This window comes from Bradyrhizobium sp. USDA3516, from assembly GCF_057651995.1.
The window spans coordinates 1,093,309-1,115,983 of the sequence record NZ_JBYGYN010000001.1 but is presented as its reverse complement, the minus strand read 5'-3'; the positions used below and the strand labels follow the sequence as shown (position 1 = coordinate 1,115,983).

Below are 22,675 nucleotides of genomic sequence, written 5' to 3'. Positions count from 1 at the left end.
GGTATCCACTACGCCACGGCCTCTCGGCTCAATCACAACCGCCTCTGGGATCTGGATCGCCCGGTCAAGGCCGGGCGATGACAGTGCGGCCTCAAAAATTCACCCGGTTCGAGATCGCTCCGTCCACCACCAGATTCGATCCCGTCGTGAATCCCGACACCGGGCTGGCCAGAAACACCGCCGCGCTCGCGATCTCCTGCGGCGTCGCCATGCGGCCGGTCGGGTTGCGCTTCATCGCGTCCTGGTACCGCTCCGGCATGTTCTTCTCGATCATTTCCCAGACGCCGCCCTTGAAGTAGACGGTGCCGGGTGAGACGACATTCACCCGGATCTTCTTCTTCGCGTATTGCCGCGCCAGCCCCTTGGCCATGTGGATCAGCGCGGCCTTGACCGGGCCGTAGGAGCTCGCCGTGTCCGCCTGCGCCGCGGCGATCGACGAGATGATCACGAAGGCCGCATCGCCGCCTTCGGCGCCGCTTGTCTCGAGGGACGGCCGTGCGGCCTCGAAGGCGTGCACGGCGCCGAGCACGTCGAGCCGGAAATTCTGCTCCCAGGACGCGGGATCGTGCCCTTGCGCCATTGCGCCGGCATTGGAGAACAGCATGTCGATGCCGCCGAGCTCCTTCGCTGCCGTCTCGATCCAGCTCTTCAGTGCCGCGCCGTCGGTGACGTCGACCGTGCCGCCGGTGGCGTTGATGCCGCTCGCCTTCAACTCCGCGACGGTGGCCGCAACCTGATCGGCGTTGCGTGCGCACACCGCGACATTGGCGCCTTCACCCGCCAGCGTCGCCGCAATCGCCCGCCCGATGCCGCGCGTGCCGCCGAGCACGACGGCGTTCTTGCCTTTGAGACCGAGATCCATTGTTGGCTCCTTTTTGTTGGTGTTGCGAGTGTAGCTGTTTCGCGAGGCGCCCAGAAGCCTCCACGTCGTCATTGCGAGGAGCTCTTGCGACGAAGCAATCCAGACTGCCGCCGCGGAAAGATCCTGGATTGCCTCGCGGAGCCTGTCATCGGGCCGCGCTGCGCGCGGACCCGTTGGCTCGCAATGACGCGGAGAGACTTCACTCCGGCGCCGCCCCGACCGGCGGGCCGCCGGGCGGGCGGTGCAGGAAGGTCAGCGAGGCATAGGCGCCGGCCCAGGAGCCGATCGCCGCAAAGGCGACATAGAAGACATTTTCGGTGTAGCTGATCACGGCGTAAGAGGAGAGCAGGTACCAGATCGCGCTCCAGTTCGCCGCCGGGATACGCTTGCGCGCGATCACGGCCGAGGTGAACATGACATAGACGGCGTCGGTGGCCGCGGTCGCGATGAACACGGCACCTGCGATGAGGGGATCGATGGCGGCCATTGCAATCCTTTCTGCGATCATGACGTGGTCGCGAAAAGTACAGCAAACGGGCAGGGAGAGAAGCGGCCATGCAAAGCCTCGCCGATATCCTGGCTGTGGAATCTCGGCCGGCTCGAGGGCGGATTGAATACCCCGGATCTTACGGCAGAGGCCGTACATGCTGCGTTCATAGAGCACATGCAATCTGGCTTCGGCACGTTGAAGGCGGTGCAGCATTCCGCACGTCTGTCGAAGACACCGGCGCAATGGAGCCGTCCGGCGATGCCGCTGGGCAGTCATCCGGCACAATGGCCGGCCCGAAGCTGACATGAAGCTGACATGTCGGAGAATTTTAACGCAAACGGAAAGGGCCGACGCGTTTTTTAGGTTGTTTGAAATCCCAGTTCGGCACTATTAGCGATAGCGCGACCGGTGAGGCAAACATTTGCCGAGATCGTCGCAGACACGACCGGGCCCCATGGCAGTTGAGAATACCAAGCGATTGCACGCGATTGCAAAACAACGGGTGATCGCATCCGTAGTTTTACTAGCTCTCGCCGGCGCCGGTGTCGGAGCGTACGGCTTGTTCGCTTCGGGCGCGAAGGCAAAGAAGCACTCCGAGATCTCCAGCCAGTCGCGCAGGAGTGCGCAGACCTTCACGCCGACGCCGTCCGAATGGGCGACGCTGACGATCGAGCCGGTCGCCGCCAGGAGCTTCCGCGCCGAGTACGTCACCGAGGGCAAGGTCGCGGTCGACGAGGACCGCTCGACGCCGGTGTTCTCGCCCTATGCAGGCCGTGTCACCAAGTTGCTCGCCAAGCCGGGCGAGACGCTGAAGCAAGGGCAACCGCTGTTTACGATCGAGGCCGCCGACACCGTGCAGGCTCAGAACGATTTCATCGCGGCGATGACCTCGCAGAACAAGGCGAAGTCGGCGCTCGAGCTTTCCGACATCCAGTTCAAGCGCGCCAAGGACCTCTACGAGGGCCATGCCATTCCGCTCAAGGATTACCAGCAAGCGGAAGCGGCTCAGGTGCAGGCGCGCAATGACATGCGCTCCTCGGTGACGGCGCTGGAAGCCGCGCGCAACAAGCTGCGCATCCTCGGCTTCACCGACGAGGCCATCAAGACATTCCAGGAAAAGGGCGTCATCGATCGGGAGATCACGATCAATTCGCCGATCGCCGGCACCGTCGTGCAACGCAAGATCGGCCCGGGCCAATACGTCAATTCCGGCGCCAGCGATCCGGTCTTCGTGGTTGGCGACCTCTCCACCGTCTGGCTCACCGCCTTCGTGCGCGAGAGCGATGCGGCCGCGGTGTGCATCGGGCAGGATATCACCGTCAACGTGATGGCGCTGCCGGGCCGTCCGTTCAGCGCCAAGATCAACTACGTTGCCGCCGCGATCGACCCCGCCACCCGCCGCCTTCTGGTCCGCGCCACGATCGACAACAGGGACGGGCTGCTCAAGCCGGAAATGTTCGCGAACGTCACGATCTATTCGGCCGGCGACCGCGCCGCGCCGGCGGTGCCGAAGCAGGCTCTGATTTATGAAGCCGACAAGGTCCGCCTCTGGGTCGCGCGCGAGGACAAATCGGTCGAGCTGCGCCAGGTCAAGATCGGTCTCATCAACGGCAACCTCGTCGAGGTCACCAGCAATCTGAAACCCGGCGAGCAGATCGTCACCAAAGGCAGTCTGTTCATCGACCGCGCGGCGTCCGGCAGCTGATCGACGACCCAAGAAATTGAAGACCTGAATGGATCGTCTCGTTGCCCTTGCCGTCAACCGGCGGTTCCTGATGGTCGGCATGTTCGCCGCCGTGCTGATCGGCGGTCTGATCGCGTTCAACCGGCTCAACATCGAGGCCTATCCCGACCCGACCCCGCCGATGGTCGATATCGTGACGCAGAGCCCGGGCCTGTCGGCGGAGGAGATCGAGCGCTACATCACGATCCCGATCGAGACCCAGGTCGCCGGCCTGAAGAACATCACGACCATCCGCACTATCTCGCTCTACGGTCTGTCCGACGTCAAAATCCAGTTCTCCTTCGCCTACACCTATGACGAGGCGCTGCAGCAGGTGCTGAATCGGCTGGCGCAGCTCTCGCCGTTGCCGGGCAACGTGCAGCCGCAGATCTCCCCGCTCAGCCCGATCGGCGAGATCTTCCGCTATCGCCTGGTCGGTCCGCCGAACTACAGCGTGCTCGACCTCAAGACCATCCAGGACTGGATGCTGCAGCGCCGCTTCCGCGCGGTGCCCGGCGTGATCGACGTCACCGGCTGGGGCGGCAGGAGCAAGACCTACGAGATCCAGGTCGACTTCAACAAGCTGGTCGCTAACGGCCTGACGCTGCCGCAACTGCTCCAGGCGGTCGGCAATTCCAACGTCAATGTCGGCGGCAACACCGTCGATATCGGCCAGCAATCCGCCGTCGTGCGCGGCGTCGGCCTGATCCGCTCGATCGACGACCTCGCCAACACCATGGTGGCGCAGACCGGCGGCAATCCGGTGCTGGTCAAGGACGTCGCCACCGTCACCGTCGGCCAGAAGCCGCGTCTTGGCATTGCCGGCCTCGACGATTCCGACGACATCGTGCAGGGCATCGTCCTGATGCGGCGCGGCGAGCAGAGCTCACCGACCATCAAGCGCGTCCACGAGCTCGTTCAACAGATCAACAATTCCAGCATCCTGCCGCCAGGCGTGCGCATCGAGCGCATCTACGACCGCGGCGACCTGATCGAGCTCACCACCCACACCGTGCTGCACAACATGGTGGTGGGCATTCTGCTGATCGTGCTGTTGCAATGGATATTCCTCGGCGATCTCCGTAGCGCCTTGATCGTCGGCGCCACCATCCCGTTTGCGCTGTTCTTCGCCGTCATCATCCTGGTGCTCCGCGGGGAATCGGCCAACCTCCTGTCGGTCGGCGCGATCGATTTCGGTCTCATCGTCGACGCCACCGTGATCATGGTGGAGGCGATCTTCCGCCGCCTGACGCAAACGACGCCGATGTCGGAATCCGAGCATATGTCGCCCGAGACGCTGTTCGGCATGAAGATCCATGCCATTCTCAGCGCGGCCGCCGACGTCTCGCGATCGATCTTCTTTGCCGCGGCGATCATCATCGCGGCGTTCCTGCCGCTGTTCACGCTGTCGGGCGTGGAGGGCAACATCTTCGGGCCGATGGCGCGCACCTATGCCTATGCGCTGGCCGGCGGCCTGCTTGCCACCTTCACCGTGACTCCCGCGCTGTCCGCCATCATCCTGCCGGCGCATGTCGAGGAGACCGAGACGAAGGTGATGCTGATCCTGCACCGGCTCTACATGCCTGTGCTGAACTGGGCGGTCGCCAACCGCAACATCGTCCTCGGTGCCGCGGTCGGCCTGGTGTTGATGACGGTCGCGCTCGCCCGGCTGCTCGGCCTCGAATTCCTGCCGAAGCTGGAGGAGGGCAATCTCTGGATCCGTGCCACGCTGCCGCCGACCATCTCGCTCCAAGAAGGCAACAGCTACGTCAACGAGATGCGCAAGGTGATCCGCGCTCGGCCCGAGGTGGAGTCTGTCGTGTCGCAACACGGCCGTCCCGACGACGGCACCGACGCCGCCGGCTTCTTCAATGCCGAGTTCTTTGCGCCGCTCAAGCCCGTGAGCCAGTGGCCCGGCACCCGCGACAAGGAAGAGCTGACCGCGCAGCTGCTCAAGCAGCTCGACGATCGCTTCCCAGGCGTTGAATTCAACTTCTCGCAATATCTCCAGGACAACGTCTCCGAAGCCGTCTCCGGCGTAAAGGGCGAGAACTCGATCAAGCTGTTCGGAAGCGATCTCCAGGCGCTCACCGACACCGCCAACAAGATCAAGCAGGTGCTGTCGACCGTGCAGGGCGTCACTGACCTTGCGGTGTTCACCTCGCTGGGCCAGCCGACCGTTCAGATCGACATCGACCGTGCCAGGGCCGCGCGCTACGGCCTTGCACCGGGCGACATCAACGCCACCATCAAGGTCGCGATCGGCGGCGACACCGCCGGCGACCTCTATGAACCCGGGAGCGACCGCCACTTCCCGATCATCGTCCGCCTCGCGCCGGAATACCGCCGCAGCGCCGAGGCGATCCAGAATTTGCGGATCGGCGCGCCCGGGCCGAACGGCACCGTCACGCAGATTCCGCTGAGCGAGGTTGCGACCATCAGCCTCGTCTCGGGTGCGGCCTACATCTATCGCGAGCAGCAGGAGCGTTATCTTCCGATCAAGTTCTCGGTGCGCGAACGCGATCTCGGCAGCGCGATCAGCGAGGCGCAGCAGAAGATCGCCGCGCAGGTGCAGCTGCCGCCGGGCTCGCACATGGAATGGGTCGGCGAGTTCGGCAATCTCCAGGACGCGATCCGGCGGCTCTCGATCGTGGTGCCGATCTCGCTGGCGCTGATCGGCGTGCTGCTCTGGTTCAATTTCGGCTCGATGACCGACACGCTGCTCGCGATGAGCGTGATTCCGATGGCGATCTTCGGCGGCGTGCTGGGCCTTCTGATCTCCGGCACCGCGTTCAGCGTCTCCGCGGCGATCGGATTCATCGCGCTGTTCGGCATCGCGGTGATGGATGGCATCATCATCCTGTCGCAGTTCAATCAGCTGATCGAAGAGGGCATGGACCGCATGAGCGCGGTGGTGCGCACCGGCGAGCTGCAGCTCCGGCCCGTGCTGATGACCTGCGTCGTCGCGGGCGTCGGCCTCTTGCCGGCGGCGCTGTCGGAAGGCATCGGCTCGCAGGTGCAGAGACCGCTCGCTGTCGTCGTCGTCACCGGCATGATGCTGGCGCCAGTCGTGATCCTGGTGACCTTGCCGGTGCTGATCTCCTTCTTCTCCCGCCGCGCGCGCTGACCGTCAGAACCCGTAGAGCCGCGCCGGATTGTCGACCAGGATCTTCTTGCGCACCCCGGCATCCGGCGCCCACACCGGAAGCTGGTTGAGCAGGCGGCCGTCGTCGATCTGATAGAGCGGCGCGATGTCGGTCGGCTTGCGGCCCTCGACGCGGCTCGAATCCGGATGCGGCCAGTCGGTGCCCCAGACGATGCGGTCCGCATTGGCCGCGATCAGCGCGCGGGCATAGGGCACCATGTCCTGATAGTCGGGCGCGAGCTTCGACGAGCGATAGGCGCCGGAGATCTTCACATAGGCCTTGCCGGACTTCACCAGCGCGACGAGATCGGAGAAGCCCGGCTGCTCGAGGCCGAGCGAAGCGTGAAGGCCGCCGAAATGGTCGAACACGACCGGCACCGGCGCCGTCTCGACGAGGTCCTTGATCGCGGAGATCATGGCCAGCGTGGTGTAGAGCTGCACGTGCCAGCCGCGGGCCTTCATGCGCTCGACGGCGGCGGTGAAGCGCGGCCGCCCGACATTGGGATCGTTGACGCCGCCGGTCGCCAGATTGAGGCGGATGCCGCGGAAGCCGTCCTGGTGCATCGTATCGAGTGCGCTCTCCGGCGTGTTGTCGTCGATCACGGCGACGCCGCGCGCGGTCGCGCCGCGTGCCTTCATGCCGAACAGCGTGGAGGAATTGTCGGTGCCGTAGACGCTCGGCGTCACGATCACCACGCGCTCGATATGCAGCGCCTTGTGCAGTGCCGCCATTTCTTCCGGCGAAGCCGGCTCCGGGGTATAGACGCGCCCGGCGAAGAACGGAAACTTTTCGACATCGCCGTGAATGTGGGTGTGGCAGTCGCAGGCATGCGCCGGGACCTCGAAATTGATCGGCGTCGCGGGCTGCGCGGCGCGGGCATGGGCTTTGCTGGTCATGGCTACTCCGGCCGCGAGGGAGGCAAGCAGGACGCTGCGTCGGCTGAGCACGGTTTCTCTCCCGGTTTGTTTCTTATCGGCGAGTGGGAGGAGAATATCACATCAGCCGGGTAGCCGCTCCGCTTCGCTGCATAGCTGCTCGACGAGGGCCGCAAGCGGACGTGAGCCGTCCACGCGCACGACCGGGCAGGGCAGGCCCGAGAGCCACGCGTCGTGCTTGGCGAGACTGCGGCCTTCGCGATCACCGGCTTCGTAATGGGAGGCCCATGCGACGAAGTCTTCGGTCTCGCCATGGCGCCAGCCGCCCGGCGCGACGGCATCAGCGCCGAAATGGGCGGCCTCGCGGGCGCGCAATCGTTGCATCCGGATCTCGCGCGGCGCGGTCACGAAGACGACCAGGTCGAAGTACGGAACGAGCTCTTCGCCCCAGCCGGTGACGGACCCGCTCAGCACCCAGTCGAGACGCGGCAAGAACATCTCGCGCATCAGGCGCACGCGGTCGGCGGCCGGGCGGGTCGTCTGATAGGGCGGCACGGTGGGCAGCCAGAAATAGTCGTCGCTGTCGTGATGCGGCAGGGCCAGCCGGCCCGCGAGCGCGCGACCGATCGTGGTCACGCCGGAGCCCGAGGCTCCCGTCAGATGGATGCGGCGACTTTTCATCGGCCTCCACCAGAGAGATTTGAGGCTACTGCCCCGACGGCGTGCGCAGGCCGTGCCAGGCGTCGCGGACCTGGTGGTAGTGCACCTCGGGCAGATAATCCGGCGTGTTCAGGTTCAGCGTCTTGACGTCGAGATGGCCGATGGCGCTGAGCAGCGTGTAGGAGGCGATCACGCGGTCGCGTTGCGCGCCGATCAGGCGGGCCTTGGCCTGGATCAGGTCGGCCTGCGAGTTCAGAACGTCCACGGTCGTGCGCTGGCCGCCTGCCGCCTCGCGCTGCACGCCCTGCAGCGCGACGGTGGCCGCCTTCACCTCGGACTCCGAGGCCGAGACCGTGATCTTGGCGCCTTCATTGGCAACCCAGGCGCTGACCGCCGCCGTGCGTGCCTGGTTGCGCACCTGGTCGAGCACGAGGCGGCTCTGCGCCGTGATCTCCTTGGCCTGCCGGGTCTGCGCCGCGGCCTGGCCGCCGTCGTAGATCGGCGCGGTGACATTGGCGACGATCGAGGCCTGGTCTTCGGCGAAGGTGCCGAGCGTCGGGTCGTTGTTGCGGCTCTTGCTGGCGCTGCCCTGAATGGTCGCGCTCGGCAGCAGCGTGCCTTCGGCGATGCGGACGTTGGTGGAGGCGACATCGACGTCGAAGCTGGCGGCCATCACCGCCGGATGCTGGCGGATCGCCATCGTCATGGCGTCCTCGCGGCTCTTCGGTAGATAGCGGTCGACGGCCTCGGCAGGCCTGAGCTGCGAGGGCGCATTGCCGATCACTTGCGCATAAGTGGCCTGGCTGACCGCAAGCGCGACCTCGGCCGCGTTGAGATCGGCAAGGCCACGATTGAGGCGGGCCTCGGCCTGCGCGGTGTCGGTCGGCGTGACGTCGCCGGCATTGAGCCGGCGCTGGGTGACGGAGAGCGTCTCGCGCAGGAAGGCGACGTTGGAGCGCTGTGCCTCGACCAGCGACTGGTTGGCGAGAACATTGGTGTAGGCGGTGACCGCATCGAGCAGCACGCCCTGGCCGACATTGCGCAGCGCTTCGCGGCCCGACTGCACCTGGAGCTCGGCAGCCCGGACGCCGTTGGCTGTGCGGAAGCCGTTGAACAGGCTCTGCGTCACGGTGACGCCGATGATCCAGGGCTTCAGATTGCCGGTCTGGATGGTGTTGTCGGGCAATAGATTGCGCACAGATTGCAGGCCGGCGCTGAGGCTCGCTACGATCTGCGGCCGGTAGCCGGCCAGCGCCTGCGGCACGTTCTCGTCGGTGGCGCGCTGGCGCGCACGCTCGGCGTTGAGCTGCGGATTGGTCTGATAGGCTTTTGCCAGGGCGTCGGGCAGGGCTTCGGCCCATGCCGCGGAGGGCAGGGCGCAAGAGAGCGCGCACGAGAGCGCCAGCGTGGTCCATGTCGCAAGCACATGACCCGCGCCCGATCGACGCCGCGTCACCCCGCGACCAGCTCTGGCGGTACGCCCAATCATGTAATCCCGCTTAACCCCGGCTGTCCGCCCCCGCCGACGATGGCCTCTTAACTGTTTAGCCAGCCGGGGTCGCGCAGGCAAACTGCCGCGGGCAAAAACCCCATGTATTCCGTGCTTGTTGCAGGCGCGTCACAGGGATGTGCGCGGGAAAGCGCCAGAGCCTGACACCTGTCTGACTGGCTCGCGCGCTACCGGTTCTTGTTCACCGGCTTGCGCTTCTCGATGAACGCCGCCATGCCCTCCGAGCGGTCCTCGAGTGCGAAGGTCGAATGGAACAGGTTGCGCTCGACGCTCATGCCTTCGGCGAGCGTGGTCTCGAAGGCGCGGTTCACCGCCTCCTTGGCCATCGCGGCCGCCGGGCGCGACATCGCCGCGATCTTCTCGGCTGCCGCCATGACCTCGTCCATCAGCTTGTCGGCCGGTACGATCCGGCTGACGAGGCCGCTTCGCTCGGCTTCCGCCGCGTCCATCATCCGGCCGGTGAGGCAGAGATCCATGGCCTTGGACTTGCCGATCGCGCGTGTCAGCCGCTGAGTACCGCCGATGCCGGGAATGGTGCCGAGCGTGATCTCGGGCTGGCCGAACTTTGCGGTGTCGGCGGCGATGATGAAATCGCACATCATCGCGAGCTCGCAGCCCCCGCCGAGCGCGTAGCCGGCGACCGCGGCGATGGTCGGCTTGCGGCAGCGCGCGATGCGGTCGCCGCCGATCGCGGCGAAATCCTCGGAGAACATGTCGATGAAGCCCTTGGGCTGCATCTCCTTGATGTCGGCGCCGGCGGCAAAGGCCTTCTCGTTGCCGGTCACGACGATACAGCCGATGGCGTCATCGGCCTCGAGATCGTCGACCGCTGCGGCGATCTCGCGGAAGACGCCGAACGAGAGCGCGTTGAGCATCTTCGGCCGGTTCAGCTTGACGATGCCGACCGCGCCGACGCTCTCGACGATGATGTGTTCGAACGTGCTCATGCTCCACCCACGCTTTCGATTGAGCGGGCAATGTGCCTGCTGGCGCGGATGCCTTCAAGGGGGCCGGAGGCGGGACGCGCTGGGGCGCGTCCCGGCGGAACTGGCCATCAGGCCATGAACATCCGCGCGGCGGAGGCCAGGGTCAGCAACGTGCCGACGCCGATGAAGATCTTGCCGATCAGGGAGCTCTGGTCCCAGGCCGAGCTCTGCTGGCTGCTGGCCATCACCGGCGCCGGCCGTGGCTGCGCCTCGGTTGCGGCAATCACCGCCTTCTGCGGCGGGCTCTCCTGCGAGGCGCGATCGATGTCGTTGAGCTGATCGGCCGCGACGACCTGGCTTTCGGAGTTCTCGGCGTTGGCATTATCGGCGGCCGCCTGGACGTTGTCGTTGGCGCGGTTCGTCATCGCGGCCGCGGCGCTCGGCGCATCGGCGAACTGCGCATTGGCGTTGGCGACCTCCGGGGCCAGCTGGTTCGAGGCCGGCACCTGGCTGTCGGTCTTGTCGTTCTTGGCCTCGTCGGGCTCGGCCACCGTCGCCTTCTTGCCGGCCTTGTCCTCGGATTTCTGCACCGTCTTCCTGTTGTCTGTGCGGCGCGAGTCGTGGCGCCGGTGCTTGGCCGTATCGGCCACCTTGTCCGCGCTCTCCGATTTGTTGCCTGCGGCCGAGTTCGGCGCCGCCTGTGCGAGGCCTCCGGACAGCAGGACAAGCCCGGCCAAAACGATCAGGGCCGCGCGCGTGCTGGCTTTCATCATGTCGACGATCTCCCCAATTCCGCCCGTCCCGGCAGCGAACAGAGACCCCGGGGCGTGACGACAGCGGGGCAGAAAATGGGAATCTTCTGGCTACACCCGGCAAAAACGCGGCAACCCCCCTCCCGCCGCCCGCCCGATGCAGGACACACCGATCGGTGTTATGAGCCGTCGCAGATGTTTGCGGCCGCATCGGTCGCGCGGCCCGGGTCTCGATCACGAATTCGTGATCTTGGCGGCACCCGCGTAACAAATTGAAAGAGCGGCCGAATTGCAGTGAGGGGCGCGGGTGCGCGGACGTGAGGACGAATGGACCGGCCTAATGCGGTCGGCCATGGCAGGCGATGATGCGGCGTATCATCGCCTGTTGAAGGCCGTCACGCCGGTGCTGCGGGCCGCCGCGAGGCGCGGCCTGGCGCGAGCAGGTCAGCCGCCCGACCAGGCCGAGGATATCGTGCAGGAGATTCTGTTGGCGGTGCATCTGAAGCGGCATACCTGGGACAGCGAAGCCCCCTTCGCGCCCTGGCTGTTTGCGATCGGCCGCAACAAGCTGATCGATGCGCTCCGCCGGCGCGGCAGGCGCGTGTTCGTCAACATCGACGACTTCGCCGAGACGCTGCCTGGCGAGGCGCCGCAGGAGACCGCTTCGGCCGGCGAGGTCGCCGCCCAGCTCGGAACCCTGCCGCAGCGTCAACGCGACGTGCTGCAGTCGATCGCCGTCGAGGCCACCTCGATCAAGGATACGGCGGCAAGGTTGTCGATGAGCGAGGGTGCGGTCCGGGTCGCGCTGCATCGCGGACTTGCGGCGCTGACCGCCAAATTGCGGGACCATTGATCATGGACACCGATCAACTCATTCGCTCGCTCGCCGCCGACAATCCGCACCGCGCGCCCCGCGTCGGCGCCGTGCTGAGCATGGCGCTGCTGGTGGCTGCGCCGCTGTCGATTCTGATCTTTGCGACGTTCTTCGGCGTGCGCGCCGACGTCATGAGCGCCATGCGCAACCCGTTCTTCGACATGAAGTTCGCGGTGACGTTGTCGCTCGCGATCCCCGCCATCATCGTCAGCCTTCATTTGTCGCGTCCCGAAGCCCTGCTGCGCGGCTGGGGCTGGCTGCTGCTGCTTCCCGTCGGGCTGCTCGCCGTGGCGATTGGCAGCGAGGCGATGATGGCGCCGGCGATGCCGATGACGATGCGCCTGGTGGGTAAGAACTCCAGGGTCTGCCTGGTCGCGATCCCCGCAATGTCGCTGCCCCTGCTTGCGGGGGCGCTGTTCGGGCTGCGCCACGGCGCGCCGTCCCGCCCCGCGCTCGCCGGAGCGCTCGCCGGGCTGGTGTCGGCCGGACTTGCGGCGACCCTCTACGCCTCGCACTGCACCGACGATTCCCCGCTGTTCGTCGCGACCTGGTACACGCTCGCGACCGCGCTGGTGACCGCAATTGGCGCGCTGGTCGGATCGAGGGTGTTGCGGTATTAGCGCGCCGGCCTCACGCTCCCGGCGTCGCGTGCAGCTGCATGCGGTGGAAGCGCAACGCCTGTTGCGCGGTCGATGAGCGCAGCGCCTCGTAGCCGTCGCGCAGCTTCAGCATGTCGGTCTGCGACCCGCCGGAGAGCTTTTCGCGCAAGGCGATGATGGCGCGCACGCTCGACCATTGCATGCCCGCGGCCTTGGCGAGGATCATCACGCCTTCGGTGCGGCTCTCGATCATCATGGTCTCGGCGGTCTCGACCGCGACCCCTGCGAGTGCGGCGAGCGCCGCATTGGTCTCGTCGAACTTGCCCTGCTCGGCGAAGGTGGCGACCTGGAGCTCGGTGAGACGGCCGTCCTCGTGCAGCGACTTCACCAGCGCGCGAGCCATCTCCGTCTGCTTCGACCTGGCGACGGCGCGAACCCGTTGTGCCGCTTCCTCGACGGCTTTCGACACCTCGTCCGCGAGCTCGGGATGCGCGGCCGCGAGCTTCCTGCGCACGTTCGAGGATGCCTTGGCGACCAGTTTCAGATAGTGATGCCGCGGCAGGTCGGGCCGCAGGCCGATGCAGCTGGCGAGGCCGTCGTCGCGCTCGGCGCGGACGACGAGGTCGGCGAAACTGTCCTCCGAGAAACGCGCGCCCGGATTGCCGACCGCCGACTGCACCACGTCCTCGTTGCCCCGCGCCACCAGCACGTCGGTCAGCGCTTCCGACAGCGTCCGCCGCAGCGAGATCGCCTTGAGATGGGCCTGGCCCCTGGTGCGTGCGATCTCGACCAATGTCGCCTCGTCCAGCCGCTCCGACTTCGACAGCACCGGGCCGGAGACCTCGATCACCTCGTCGAGCGCGAGCGCGCGGATGATCTGCGGCGGCGCAGCTGCGATCGGCGCGAGCCGTTCGGCGAGCAGCGCTTTGGCCGACGTCTCGATCTGCTCGATCAGGCACTGGAACACGTCGTCGAACACGCGGATGTGGTCGTCGGAATAGTCGACCGCGTTGCCTACGAAGAGATCGGTGACGCGGCGCAGCGTCTCCACCCGGCGCGCGACGGTGCCGTGCGAGAGGGTAGCCTGCAATTCCTCGAGCAGACTTTCGGATGATCTTGCGGAATAGGATCTCATTGCTCTGTCCTGGAGCGTTCGGCCCGGCGGCGGCGTCTGTCGTGCCGGAGGAAAAAGGATCGGTCAGCTCGCTGCAACGCAGTTGCGCCCTTGCGCCTTGGCGGAATAGAGCGCGCTGTCGGCGCGCGCGAGAAACGTGTCGGCAGTATCGACGTCGCGCAGCGTCACGACGCCCGCGGAAATGGTCACCCGCATGCTGGGGGAGAAGGCGCCCCAGTCGAGATCGGCGACGATGCCGCGCAGGCGCTCGAGCATGCGGAGCGCGACGTCGCCCGGCGTGTCCGGCAGCAGCAGCAGGAATTCCTCGCCGCCGTAGCGGCCGAAACTGTCGGCCGGGCGGATGTTGGCGAAAATCGTGATCGCGAAGGTACGCAGCACCTCGTCGCCGACTGGATGGCCGTAAGCGTCGTTGATGCGCTTGAACCAGTCGAGGTCGATCAGCGCGATCGAAAAATGCGTGGATGCTTGCCGGGACCTTTCGATCCCGGCGTCGAGGAGCCGCATGATGCAGCGGCGATTGTAGGAGCCGGTGAGCTCGTCGAGCTCGGCCAGTTCCTCGATGCGTCGATAGGCGGCCTTCAATTCGATGCTGCGCTTGTACAGGATCTTGCGTAACGTGGCGCCGAACAGGCCGAGGAAGGCGCACTGTCCGATCACCAGCACGAAACAGAGCATCGAGGCGGTTCGCTGCAGCCGGGTCGCGACCGGCAGTCCGATCGGCAGGTCCGATCCCAGGAATACCGCGGTGAGCCCGCAGGTGGCGAGGCCCCAGGTGAGGATGGCCTGGCTCGACGTCATCCGCAGCGTGCCGAACGCGAAGATCAAAAACAACACGGCAAGGAACGCGACCCCGATGGTCGGCACCGCGAGCAGGAACACCAGCTGCAGCGCCATATGCGCCGAGATCTGATAGACGGTGAGGTAATGGTCGTCGAAACGGTCGCCGAAACCGGCCTCCGACAGTACCGTGAAGGTCCCGATGATCAGAAGGCCGCCGAACCAGAACAGCGTCGGAACGGCCATGGAGACCGCGCCGTCATAAGCGTAGAGCAGCAGAACCGCGCCGCCCAGCGAGTAGCTCGCGACCTGGCCGATATACATCTGACGACGCTGCCAGGCGCGGCGCGCCCTGACTTCGGGAGCCGTCGTCTCGGGCGCGAGGACGAGATCCGCGACCTCTGCGGCATTCCTCTCCGGAAAGGACGTCGCGGCCGTACTCATGATCCCGCCAATGGTGGATGTCAGCGTAAAAACCTACGTGGCAAGCCTTTAGGTTTGGTATCCTTCGAAATCGAATCTGAACGGTGCAGCAGGGAACAAGGCGATCATCCAGCGTGAGAATTTTACCGGTTGTCACGCATCGTGTGCGCTGCGGTCGAGCCGAAGCAAAGCCTGGCGCGACAAAGGTGGTACGGGGCTGCTATGGAACCGGATAAAGCGGGGGGCTTCTGAGCCCGGGTAGGCATCCGCAGGGAATATCTCAGTATTATGATACCGATTCGGACTGGCGACGCTGACCACCGCGGGTGGGACAAGAAAGATGCCCGTATGTGGCGTAGCTCACACAAGCCCCCGTATGAGTGCGGTAGGTTGAACAATTTTGCCCCCCTCGTCGAACCGTCTACCGCATCGACCCGACCAACCTTGCGAGACGGCCATTGAGCGCGACACAGGCGGCTTCAGACGAAATCCTGATCGCCAGGATCGCTCAAGGTGACCGGCTCGCCATGCAGGTGCTGTACGGGCGGCACCATGTCAGGGTTTACCGGTTCGGGCTGAGGCTCGTGCGGGACGAGCAGGCGGCGGAAGACCTCATCAGCGAGGTGTTTCTCGACGTCTGGCGTCAGGCCGGCAAGTTCGAGGGCCGATCCGCCGTTTCCACCTGGCTGCTGGCAATCACCCGATTCAAGGCCCTGTCTGCGCTCCGGCGCAGGAAGGATTTCGAGCTGGACGAAGACGCCGCCAACGCGATCGAGGATACGTCCGATGATCCGGAAACGGTGGTGCAGAAGAAGGATACCAGTGAGGCGTTGCGGGAGTGTCTGACGGGCCTCTCGCCGGATCATCGGGAAATCGTCGATCTCGTCTACTACCACGAGAAGTCCGTGGAAGAGGTGGCCGAAATCGTCGGGATACCGGAGAACACTGTGAAGACGCGCCTGTTCTATGCGCGCAAGAAACTGGCCGAACTGCTGAAGGCAGCCGGCGTCGAGCGAGGCTGGCCATGATGGCTTTGAGCAAGAAGATGCTGGAGCAAGAGCCCAGTGAAATTGAACTGCTGCTGCCCTGGCACGCTGCCGGCACGCTGAACGCGCGCGATGCGCGCCGCGTCGAGGAAGCGCTGGGGCGCGATCCGGACCTGGCGAAGCAATATGCGGCGATCCGCGGCGAGTACGAAGAGACCATTCATCTGAACGAGAGCCTGGGCGCTCCGTCGGCGCGCGCGATGCAGAAGCTGTTCGCCGCGATCGATGCCGAGCCGGCGCGGGCGAGCGGCTCGCTGCCGCTGTCGGCGCGTATCTCGACCTTCTTCGCGAGCCTGTCGCCGCGCACGCTGGCGTGGTCGGCGAGTCTCGGTGCCGTCGCGCTCGTGCTGCAGGCCGGCATCATCGGCGCCGTGCTGATGAAGAACCAGCCGGCGACCTTCCAGACCGCTTCGCTCTCGACCAGCGCACCGATCACGCGCGAGCTTGGCAGCGCGGCCGCGCCGGCGCGCGCGCTGGTGCGCTTCACCCCCGAGGCGCGCGTCGCCGACATCACCGCGCTGCTCGACAGCTATCAGGCTTCGATCATCGGCGATGCCAAGGGTGGCATGTTCCGCCTCCAGTTCGACAAGGCGATGAGCCAGGACGAACTCGCTTCGCTGCTCGGCAGGATGCAGCGCGAGAAGTTCATCAACCTCGCCGTCGCGGCGCCCTAGGCGCGCCGCCGAGCCGATGACGAGCAAATCCGAGAGCAGGGTGCGCGCCGGGGCCCGCGCTTCATCCGTCGGCGTTGCGCTTCTGGTCGCCTCCTGTTTCGGCGTGGAGCTTGCGCAGGCGCAGGCGATCATGCGCACGCCGACGATCAGCGTGCCCTCGCGCACGCCGACCGTCTCGCCCAACATCACTCCGCGGGTCAGCCCGAACATCGCTGCGCGCGCGGTGAGCGTCGATCGCGGCCCGCGGACGATGGCGACCATTCCCACGACCTCGCGGATCCGCCCGACGACGCCGGTGCTGCCCCATGCGCGTTACTCGCCGAACCTCTATCCGGCCTGCACCGCGGCCCATCGCGGTGCAGACGGCGAATGTCTGGCGCAGCCGAACGTGGGCGGCGAGGGCACCGGAAAATCCGGCAAGAAGAGCGCCGGCAAAGGGCGCGGCAACAACACGCCGGTCGCGGCGACTTCGCGCAGCTTCGCAGGCGAATTCGTCGCCGAGATCGCCGGCGCGCTGTCGACGGCCGAGGCCGACGAGCTGGCGCGTCGCCACGGCCTGACCCGCCTCGCTTCCGAGAATTTCCCGCTGATCGGAGCCACGTTCGGCCTGTTCCGCATCACCGACGGCCGGCCCTATGAGACCGTGCGGCGCGAATTCGCGGCCGACGGCAGCGTGCGCTCGCTGCAGCCGAACTTCCGCTACGTGCTCCAGGACCAGAAATCGGCGGCCGCGACCGAGGGCGATTCTGCGCAATATGCGCTGGCAAAGCTGCGCCTGCCGCAGGCGCATACGCTGGCGCACGGGGCCAACGTCACGATCGCCGTGATCGATTCCGGCATCGACGCCGGGCATCCCGAGCTCGCCAATTCCGTCGCCGACAATTTCGACGCGCTCGGCAGTGCCGAAGGGCCGCACGTCCATGGTACCGGCATCGCCGGGGCGATCGCGGCCCATGCCCGTCTGATGGGCAGCGCGCCCGAGGCCCGCATCATCGCCATCCGCGCCTTCGGCGGTGCCAATGGCGGCGCCGAGAGCTCGTCCTACATCATCCTGCGCTCGCTGAATTACGCCGCCGAGCACGGCGCGCAGATCGTCAACATGAGCTTTGCCGGTCCGAAGGACGCCGTGATCGAACGCGCGATCGCGGCGACGGCCGCGCGTGGTCTCGTGCTGATCGCGGCCGCCGGCAATGCCGGCGCGAAATCGCCGCCGCTCTATCCGGCGGCCAACCCCAACGTGATCGCGGTCAGCGCGACGGATCGGCAGGACCGGCTGTTCGCCGCCTCCAACCGCGGCAACTACATCGCCGTCGCGGCCCCCGGCGTCGACATCTTCCTGCCGGCGCCGGACGGCAAATACCAGGTCACGTCGGGAACCTCGTTCTCGGCCGCCTATGTCTCAGGCGTCGCGGCATTGCTGCTCGAGCGCAATTACGCGCTCAAGCCGGAAGCGCTGCGCATGACGCTGGTGAAGACCGCACGCGACCTCGGTTCTCCCGGGCGTGACGACCTCTTCGGCGACGGCCATGCCGACGCGTTTGCCGCCGTCATGGCTGTTCCTGCCGATAGCGCGACGCCGGTCGCGGCTGCCTCCGGTACAACAAAACGTGAAGATGCTCCGAAGCGTCGCGACGAGCCCGGCATCCGCGCGATCGAGCAGCCTTCGCTGTCGAGCGCGGAGGATAAATCCGCGGTTTCTCAGGCAGATAGGCCGGCGGCGCGATAGCGGCCGCGACAAGGCTGCGCGACGGGACGGCGTCAAAAAAGCAAACCCCGCATTGAACGTTCAGCCCACTGCCACGACCAACTGATGTGGGAGCGGTCATCCCTCCCCATCAGTCATATCAGGCGCGAGCGCCCATCCACCCCAAGCGCCCATATGGCTCGACCCGTCCGGTTGTCCCCCCGGACGGGTCTCTTCTTTTGGGCGTCCGATTTTTCGAAGCTTCCAATCCGTTCAGCTTGCAGTTGAAGATCGCCGTGGCCTCGATCGCCGTCGCCCGCGCGTCTCGCCGCAACTCCGTCATGCTTGTGCGAAGCTTGACTCGAAAACGCGGAAAATCACCGCACGACTACGGTGTTTGACGACGAATGCCGCGTCGTTGCTGGACAAGTCAAAACTTTTCCACAAAATATTCATGTCGCGTCTAAATTGATTCGTGTGCGTTGCGTCCCCCGCGTCCGTGTTTCTCCTGACGGGCTGGTTCATGACACATCGCCAAGAATTTGTTCGCGAAGAGTTCGTTCGCGACGCGGCTGGCAGCCGCCAAATCGCAGCGCGCTGGTGCGCTCTCGCCGAGCAGCGCCTGCAACATCTCTCCGAGATGTTCGAGACCGGCCGCTGGCGCCGGTATCATTCCGAGATCGCGTTTCTCGAAAACATCCAGGAAGCCAAGCGCGCCGTTCAGACCTGGCGCGCGCTTGCGACGGGCGGCGATGTCGCCGAGGCGGCTGCAAGCGTGACGCCGGCATTCGGTTGGTCGCCGGCGACGATGCCACGCATGGCGCAGCGCGAGCAGGCGCAGACCTTGCAGCCCAAGACCTTGCAGCCAAAGGCCGTTCACATCGCTCCCGAGGCCGCCACGCCGGTCAGGCTCGATTCGAAACCCGACGTGCTCGCGGAGATCACCGAGGCCTCGATCGCGCCGCTTGCCATGCCGGCAGCTTGGCCGTCGTTCACCGCGCCTGCCGAGATGCCATCGCTGAGGGCACCCGCTGCGAAGGCACCGTTCACCGCGCCTGCCGTGAGATCACCGCTCGCGGAGCCGGCCGCCACCGCGCCATTCGCCGCGCCGGAAGTGAGGCCACCGGTGCCTGCCGCGAAGCCGCCGAAGACAGCGCCTGCAGCGATGGCGACGCTGCTGCCGCAGTTCGCCCCGCCCGCCGAGGAAATCGTCGCCGCCCCCGAGCGCGTCGTCGAATTCACCTTCAGCCTCGACGGCCTGGAAGCGAAGTACCCGCTGCTGCGGAACGCCTTCTAACGCCGCACCGCATTGCCGCCGACCACCAGCTGCGCGAAGCGTTGTGCGCCGTCGGCCGACAGATCCGACGTCACCGCGCGGGCGTGATCGAGGCCGACCACGGCGCCGCGCGGCGTCTCGGAGATCATGTTGTTGTTGACGAGCGCGGTGCCGGCGCCCGGCACGACGGAGACGCCGACGCCGGCCAGCGCCTTGCGGATCACGTTGCCTGTGATCGCGACGTCGCGCAGATATCTGCCCCAGCCGGCGACGATGCCGTAGGACGGCGCGTTCTCGATCACATTCCCGGTCACCGAAGAATCCGCCTCGATGTAGATGCCGACGCCGGCGTCGTCGTCGGGCGCCGTCCCGATCGGCCGCTTCGGGATCAAATTGCGGATGATGTTGCCCTGGACCACCGCGATGCGGCCGCCCTCGTTGAAATTGCAGACGGAGACGCCGACGGCCGCGCCGTCCACGATGTTGTTGGCGATCACCGCGGCCTCGAACGCGAACTCGGAATAGAGCGCGACCTCGCGCACGTCGCTGACGCTGTTGCCACTGATGTGGATGTTCGAGGCCGAGTTGCCGCGCACCGCCGAATAGTCGCAATTCCTGATGCGGTTGCCGCGCACGATCACGTTGCCGGCGCGAAAGGCGTTGATGGCATTGCCGTACTGGCCCGAGCCGCCGGGGCCGGCCTTGATGTTCTCGATGCGGTTGTCGGCGACCAGCGTGCCGTCATCGCCGATCGCGGTGCGCAGGATCTCGATCCCGTTGTCGTTGGTGCCGAGAATGGTGTTTCGGCAGACGCTGAGGCCTCTGGCGTCGAACGACACGACGGCCGTCAACGCGATGTCGGTGAGGATATTGCCGGAGATGTCGCCCGCGACCTGCTCGAGCCAGATGCCGCTGCCGCCCGAGCTCGTGATCGTGCAATCAGTGATGCGGACGTCGCGCCCGCCGAGGACGTGGATCAGGCCGCGCCGTGTCGGCAGCGGGATGCCGCCGCCGTCGAAGGTGATGCCGGTGAGGCCGATCGCATCGGAGCCGTCGCTCTGGAGCGCCGAGGCGCCGCCGGTGAAGACGAGCTTGGTCGCGCCGCGCACGCCGATCAGCTGCGCGCCGTTCGGGAGCCGCAACAGACCGGTCCGGTACACGCCGGATGGCAAGGCGAGCGGCAATTGCGCCCGCGCGGCCTCGTCGATGGCACGCTGCAGCGCGCGGGTCTGGTCCTCGCTGCTGCCGGGCCGCACGCCGTATTGGGTGGCATCGCGGCCGAGCAGCGACGTCAGCGGCGCGGCGCGCGCGGCATCAACAGGCATGGCCAGCGCACCGGCAATGCCCGCGGTCGAAGCCCCGATGAGATGACGGCGAATGAGGTCCATGATGCGTCCTCCGGCGGACGCGGGAGGTGTCCGCAGCGGTTTCGTAGCGCAGCACGGCGAGGACCGTGAGGATTGTTCGCGGTAGGGTTAAATGTTTACCGCAAAGAGAGGCGCTGCCTACCACTGTCAGCGCCCAAGCGGATGCATGGTGGGCACGGCGCGTTACGCCTTTGCTAGGAGGCCGGCGTGTTCCGCGCCTTGCGCGCCAACTGCACCATCTCCATCAGCATCGCTTCCCCCGCATCCACCAGTTCCTCCAGCGTGATGCGGGCGGCGCGCTTGCGGCGCGCGCCGCCGCTGCGCGCGAGCAGGGGAATGTGGATGAACGCCGCGAGCCTCGGTCCGCCTGCCTTCACGTGCTCGATCGCGCGCCAGCTCAAGTAGTTGCAGAGATAGGCGCCGGCATCGCGCGAGGGGCGGGCGTCGATGCCGGTGAGGCGCGCGGCGCGCAGCAGCCTTGCGGTGTGCGGGCCGAACATCATCGCGCCGGCATGGCCGGCGATGCCGCGCTTGGTCGAGCGGGTGTTGGCGGCATCGGGCCAGAGCATGGTGACAGCATTGCGCGCCCGCGTCTCGACGCGCAGATAGGGCGTGCGGGCGGCGAGGCCGAACATCAGGAGCGCGTCGGGCTTTTGCGCAGCGAGCACGTCGGGCAATTGCCGGTCGACCGCGGCATAGGTGACCGGGAAGATGTGGCTCGAGAGCGCGACATCGTCGAGCGCGGGCCGGCGCAATTGCGCCAGCCGCGCCACCAGCGGCTGGGTCGGATTATGGGGCGCGCCGGGAAACGGACCGAAGCCGGTGAGAAGAATGCGGAGCTTGTCGCTCATTGCAGCAGCTCCAGCATCTGCTCGGCAGCGAGCGCCGGCGTGAGATGGCCATCGGCGACCTCGGCCTCGATCTTGCGCACCTTGGTCCGCACCGAGGCCTCGCTGCGCAGCCGTGCCAGCATGCGTTGCTCCAGCATTGTCCACATCCACTTCACCTGCTGCTCGCGCCGCCGCGCGGTGAAATCGCCGGACGCGTTCATCGCCTTGCGGTGGTCCAGAACCTTCTGCCAGATCTTTGCGATGCCCTCGCCAGTCAGCGCCGAATAGGTTTCGACCGGCGGATGCCAATGCTCGGACCGCGGCGCCAAGATATGCAGCGCGCCGCGATAATCCGCCGCGGTGATCTTGGCGCGCTTCAAATTGTCGCCATCGGCCTTGTTGATCGCGATCATGTCGGCGAGCTCGACCAGGCCCTTCTTGATGCCCTGCAGCTCGTCGCCGCCGCCCGGCAGCATGAGGGCGAGGAAGAAGTCGGTCATGTCGCAGACGGCGGTCTCGGACTGGCCGATGCCGACGGTTTCCACCAGCACGACGCCGAAGCCGGCGGCCTCGCACAGCAGCATCGCTTCGCGCGTTTTCGCCGCGACACCGCCGAGCGTGCCCGAGGACGGCGAGGGCCGGATGAAGGCGTCGTCCGAGGCCGACAGCCGCGCCATCCGGGTCTTGTCGCCGAGGATCGAGCCGCCGCTGCGCGCCGAGGACGGATCGACCGCGAGCACCGCAACCTTGTGGCTCTGCTCGATGAGATACGTTCCGAGCGCATCGATCGTGGTGGATTTGCCGACACCCGGCGATCCCGTGATGCCGACGCGATACGCCTTGCCGGTGTCGGGCAGCAGCATCTGCACAAGCTCCCGCGCCAGCGCCTGGTGATCGCTGCGCCGGCTCTCCACCAGCGTAATGGCCCGGGCGAGGGCCGCGCGACTGCCGGCGCGCACGTCGCGGGCGAGGGTCTTGATGTCGAGCGAGGCCTTCTTCTCAGTCATGCCTCTGCTTTACAACGCCGAGGCGGGGCAGGCGAGTGC

20 protein-coding genes and 1 pseudogene are annotated in these 22,675 nt (G+C 66.4%); 9 read left to right on the top strand and 12 right to left on the bottom strand.

What is annotated here, in order from left to right; translation table 11 throughout:
* Positions 1-91: 91 nt before the first annotated feature.
* Together AC24YW_RS05350 and AC24YW_RS05345 are read right to left on the bottom strand one after the other, a co-directional pair.
* Positions 92-862, bottom strand: a complete 771-nt coding sequence (locus tag AC24YW_RS05350) for an SDR family NAD(P)-dependent oxidoreductase (RefSeq protein ID WP_487481721.1) — start codon at positions 860-862, stop codon at positions 92-94.
* 199 nt (positions 863-1,061) lie between these two features.
* A complete protein-coding gene (locus AC24YW_RS05345; RefSeq protein ID WP_487481859.1) occupies positions 1,062-1,349 on the bottom strand; it encodes a hypothetical protein in 288 nt (95 codons plus the stop codon).
* Positions 1,350-1,439: 90 nt separating this feature from the next.
* Here AC24YW_RS05345 and AC24YW_RS05340 point away from each other — a divergent pair.
* The 3 genes and pseudogenes from AC24YW_RS05340 to AC24YW_RS05330 form a co-directional block, all read left to right on the top strand.
* Positions 1,440-1,655 (top strand): annotated as a pseudogene (locus AC24YW_RS05340) (CoA transferase); the annotation flags it as partial.
* A 151-nt stretch (positions 1,656-1,806) separates the two neighbouring features.
* Positions 1,807-3,057, top strand: coding sequence for an efflux RND transporter periplasmic adaptor subunit (locus AC24YW_RS05335; protein ID WP_487481720.1), 1,251 nt, complete (start codon positions 1,807-1,809; stop codon positions 3,055-3,057).
* Between the two features lie 28 nt (positions 3,058-3,085).
* Positions 3,086-6,202 carry an efflux RND transporter permease subunit gene (locus tag AC24YW_RS05330; protein ID WP_487481719.1) on the top strand — a complete coding sequence of 1,039 codons (3,117 nt, stop codon included), beginning with the start codon at positions 3,086-3,088 and terminating at the stop codon, positions 6,200-6,202.
* Positions 6,203-6,205: 3 nt separating this feature from the next.
* Here the strand turns inward: AC24YW_RS05330 and AC24YW_RS05325 are convergent, their stop codons facing one another.
* From AC24YW_RS05325 to AC24YW_RS05305, 5 genes are all read right to left on the bottom strand, one after another.
* Positions 6,206-7,168 carry an amidohydrolase family protein gene (locus tag AC24YW_RS05325; protein ID WP_487481718.1) on the bottom strand — a complete coding sequence of 321 codons (963 nt, stop codon included), beginning with the start codon at positions 7,166-7,168 and terminating at the stop codon, positions 6,206-6,208.
* A 51-nt stretch (positions 7,169-7,219) separates the two neighbouring features.
* A complete protein-coding gene (locus tag AC24YW_RS05320) occupies positions 7,220-7,777 on the bottom strand; it encodes a P-loop NTPase family protein (protein WP_487481717.1) in 558 nt (185 codons plus the stop codon).
* Between the two features lie 25 nt (positions 7,778-7,802).
* The gene (locus AC24YW_RS05315; RefSeq protein ID WP_487481716.1) at positions 7,803-9,245 is read right to left on the bottom strand and encodes a TolC family outer membrane protein; all 1,443 of its coding nucleotides are present in this window, start codon (positions 9,243-9,245) and stop codon (positions 7,803-7,805) included.
* Between the two features lie 188 nt (positions 9,246-9,433).
* Complete coding sequence (locus AC24YW_RS05310) at positions 9,434-10,213, bottom strand: enoyl-CoA hydratase (protein ID WP_487481715.1); 780 nt, start codon at positions 10,211-10,213, stop codon at positions 9,434-9,436.
* Positions 10,214-10,320: 107 nt separating this feature from the next.
* On the bottom strand, positions 10,321-10,965 hold the full coding sequence (locus tag AC24YW_RS05305; protein ID WP_487481714.1) for a hypothetical protein: 645 nt from the start codon (positions 10,963-10,965) through the stop codon (positions 10,321-10,323).
* Between the two features lie 286 nt (positions 10,966-11,251).
* On the opposite strand from AC24YW_RS05305, the gene AC24YW_RS05300 reads away from it, so the two are divergent.
* Together AC24YW_RS05300 and AC24YW_RS05295 are read left to right on the top strand one after the other, a co-directional pair.
* Positions 11,252-11,797 (top strand): sigma-70 family RNA polymerase sigma factor, encoded by a 546-nt coding sequence (locus AC24YW_RS05300; protein ID WP_487481713.1) that lies wholly within the window; start codon positions 11,252-11,254, stop codon positions 11,795-11,797.
* 2 nt (positions 11,798-11,799) lie between these two features.
* Positions 11,800-12,438 carry an NrsF family protein gene (locus tag AC24YW_RS05295; protein ID WP_487481712.1) on the top strand — a complete coding sequence of 213 codons (639 nt, stop codon included), beginning with the start codon at positions 11,800-11,802 and terminating at the stop codon, positions 12,436-12,438.
* Positions 12,439-12,448: 10 nt separating this feature from the next.
* Here AC24YW_RS05295 and AC24YW_RS05290 read toward each other — a convergent pair whose 3' ends face one another.
* Both AC24YW_RS05290 and AC24YW_RS05285 read right to left on the bottom strand, forming a co-directional pair.
* Positions 12,449-13,552, bottom strand: a complete 1,104-nt coding sequence (locus tag AC24YW_RS05290; RefSeq protein ID WP_487481711.1) for a DUF2336 domain-containing protein — start codon at positions 13,550-13,552, stop codon at positions 12,449-12,451.
* Positions 13,553-13,615: 63 nt separating this feature from the next.
* Complete coding sequence (locus AC24YW_RS05285) at positions 13,616-14,773, bottom strand: GGDEF domain-containing protein (protein ID WP_487481710.1); 1,158 nt, start codon at positions 14,771-14,773, stop codon at positions 13,616-13,618.
* Between the two features lie 437 nt (positions 14,774-15,210).
* On the opposite strand from AC24YW_RS05285, the gene AC24YW_RS05280 reads away from it, so the two are divergent.
* From AC24YW_RS05280 to AC24YW_RS05265, 4 genes are all read left to right on the top strand, one after another.
* Positions 15,211-15,780: a sigma-70 family RNA polymerase sigma factor gene (locus AC24YW_RS05280; protein ID WP_036006024.1), complete on the top strand. Its 570-nt coding sequence runs from the start codon at positions 15,211-15,213 to the stop codon at positions 15,778-15,780.
* Positions 15,777-16,472 carry a hypothetical protein gene (locus AC24YW_RS05275; protein WP_487481709.1) on the top strand — a complete coding sequence of 232 codons (696 nt, stop codon included), beginning with the start codon at positions 15,777-15,779 and terminating at the stop codon, positions 16,470-16,472. The genes AC24YW_RS05280 and AC24YW_RS05275 overlap by 4 nt, the downstream gene beginning before the upstream one ends.
* 16 nt (positions 16,473-16,488) lie before the next feature.
* Positions 16,489-18,198 carry a S8 family serine peptidase gene (locus tag AC24YW_RS05270; RefSeq protein ID WP_487481708.1) on the top strand — a complete coding sequence of 570 codons (1,710 nt, stop codon included), beginning with the start codon at positions 16,489-16,491 and terminating at the stop codon, positions 18,196-18,198.
* 481 nt (positions 18,199-18,679) lie between these two features.
* Positions 18,680-19,453 carry a TIGR03809 family protein gene (locus AC24YW_RS05265; RefSeq protein WP_487481707.1) on the top strand — a complete coding sequence of 258 codons (774 nt, stop codon included), beginning with the start codon at positions 18,680-18,682 and terminating at the stop codon, positions 19,451-19,453.
* On the opposite strand, the gene AC24YW_RS05260 is transcribed toward AC24YW_RS05265, so the two are convergent.
* The 3 genes from AC24YW_RS05260 to meaB all read right to left on the bottom strand — a co-directional run bounded on the left by AC24YW_RS05260 (position 19,450) and on the right by meaB (position 22,636).
* Entirely contained in the window at positions 19,450-20,820 is a 1,371-nt protein-coding gene (locus AC24YW_RS05260) for a TIGR03808 family TAT-translocated repetitive protein (RefSeq protein ID WP_487481706.1), read from the bottom strand. The genes AC24YW_RS05265 and AC24YW_RS05260 overlap by 4 nt on opposite strands.
* Before the next feature lie 173 nt (positions 20,821-20,993).
* The gene (locus tag AC24YW_RS05255; RefSeq protein WP_487481705.1) at positions 20,994-21,650 is read right to left on the bottom strand and encodes a pyroglutamyl-peptidase I; all 657 of its coding nucleotides are present in this window, start codon (positions 21,648-21,650) and stop codon (positions 20,994-20,996) included.
* Complete coding sequence (gene meaB, locus AC24YW_RS05250) at positions 21,647-22,636, bottom strand: methylmalonyl Co-A mutase-associated GTPase MeaB (RefSeq protein WP_487481704.1); 990 nt, start codon at positions 22,634-22,636, stop codon at positions 21,647-21,649. Before meaB ends, AC24YW_RS05255 begins: the two co-directional genes overlap by 4 nt.
* Positions 22,637-22,675: the final 39 nt, after the last annotated feature.

Bases quoted from the DNA above. Each gene is read 5' to 3' on its own strand.
- AC24YW_RS05350 (WP_487481721.1), bottom strand. From the start codon at position 862: ATGGATCTCGGTCTCAAAGGCAAGAACGCCGTCGTGCTCGGCGGCACG.
- AC24YW_RS05345 (WP_487481859.1), bottom strand. From the start codon at position 1,349: ATGGCCGCCATCGATCCCCTCATCGCAGGTGCCGTGTTCATCGCGACC.
- AC24YW_RS05335 (WP_487481720.1), top strand. From the start codon at position 1,807: ATGGCAGTTGAGAATACCAAGCGATTGCACGCGATTGCAAAACAACGG.
- AC24YW_RS05330 (WP_487481719.1), top strand. From the start codon at position 3,086: ATGGATCGTCTCGTTGCCCTTGCCGTCAACCGGCGGTTCCTGATGGTC.
- AC24YW_RS05320 (WP_487481717.1), bottom strand. From the start codon at position 7,777: ATGAAAAGTCGCCGCATCCATCTGACGGGAGCCTCGGGCTCCGGCGTG.
- AC24YW_RS05315 (WP_487481716.1), bottom strand. From the start codon at position 9,245: ATGATTGGGCGTACCGCCAGAGCTGGTCGCGGGGTGACGCGGCGTCGA.
- AC24YW_RS05310 (WP_487481715.1), bottom strand. From the start codon at position 10,213: ATGAGCACGTTCGAACACATCATCGTCGAGAGCGTCGGCGCGGTCGGC.
- AC24YW_RS05305 (WP_487481714.1), bottom strand. From the start codon at position 10,965: ATGATGAAAGCCAGCACGCGCGCGGCCCTGATCGTTTTGGCCGGGCTT.
- AC24YW_RS05295 (WP_487481712.1), top strand. From the start codon at position 11,800: ATGGACACCGATCAACTCATTCGCTCGCTCGCCGCCGACAATCCGCAC.
- AC24YW_RS05290 (WP_487481711.1), bottom strand. From the start codon at position 13,552: ATGAGATCCTATTCCGCAAGATCATCCGAAAGTCTGCTCGAGGAATTG.
- AC24YW_RS05285 (WP_487481710.1), bottom strand. From the start codon at position 14,773: ATGAGTACGGCCGCGACGTCCTTTCCGGAGAGGAATGCCGCAGAGGTC.
- AC24YW_RS05275 (WP_487481709.1), top strand. From the start codon at position 15,777: ATGATGGCTTTGAGCAAGAAGATGCTGGAGCAAGAGCCCAGTGAAATT.
- AC24YW_RS05270 (WP_487481708.1), top strand. From the start codon at position 16,489: ATGACGAGCAAATCCGAGAGCAGGGTGCGCGCCGGGGCCCGCGCTTCA.
- AC24YW_RS05265 (WP_487481707.1), top strand. From the start codon at position 18,680: ATGACACATCGCCAAGAATTTGTTCGCGAAGAGTTCGTTCGCGACGCG.
- AC24YW_RS05260 (WP_487481706.1), bottom strand. From the start codon at position 20,820: ATGGACCTCATTCGCCGTCATCTCATCGGGGCTTCGACCGCGGGCATT.
- AC24YW_RS05255 (WP_487481705.1), bottom strand. From the start codon at position 21,650: ATGAGCGACAAGCTCCGCATTCTTCTCACCGGCTTCGGTCCGTTTCCC.
- meaB (WP_487481704.1), bottom strand. From the start codon at position 22,636: ATGACTGAGAAGAAGGCCTCGCTCGACATCAAGACCCTCGCCCGCGAC.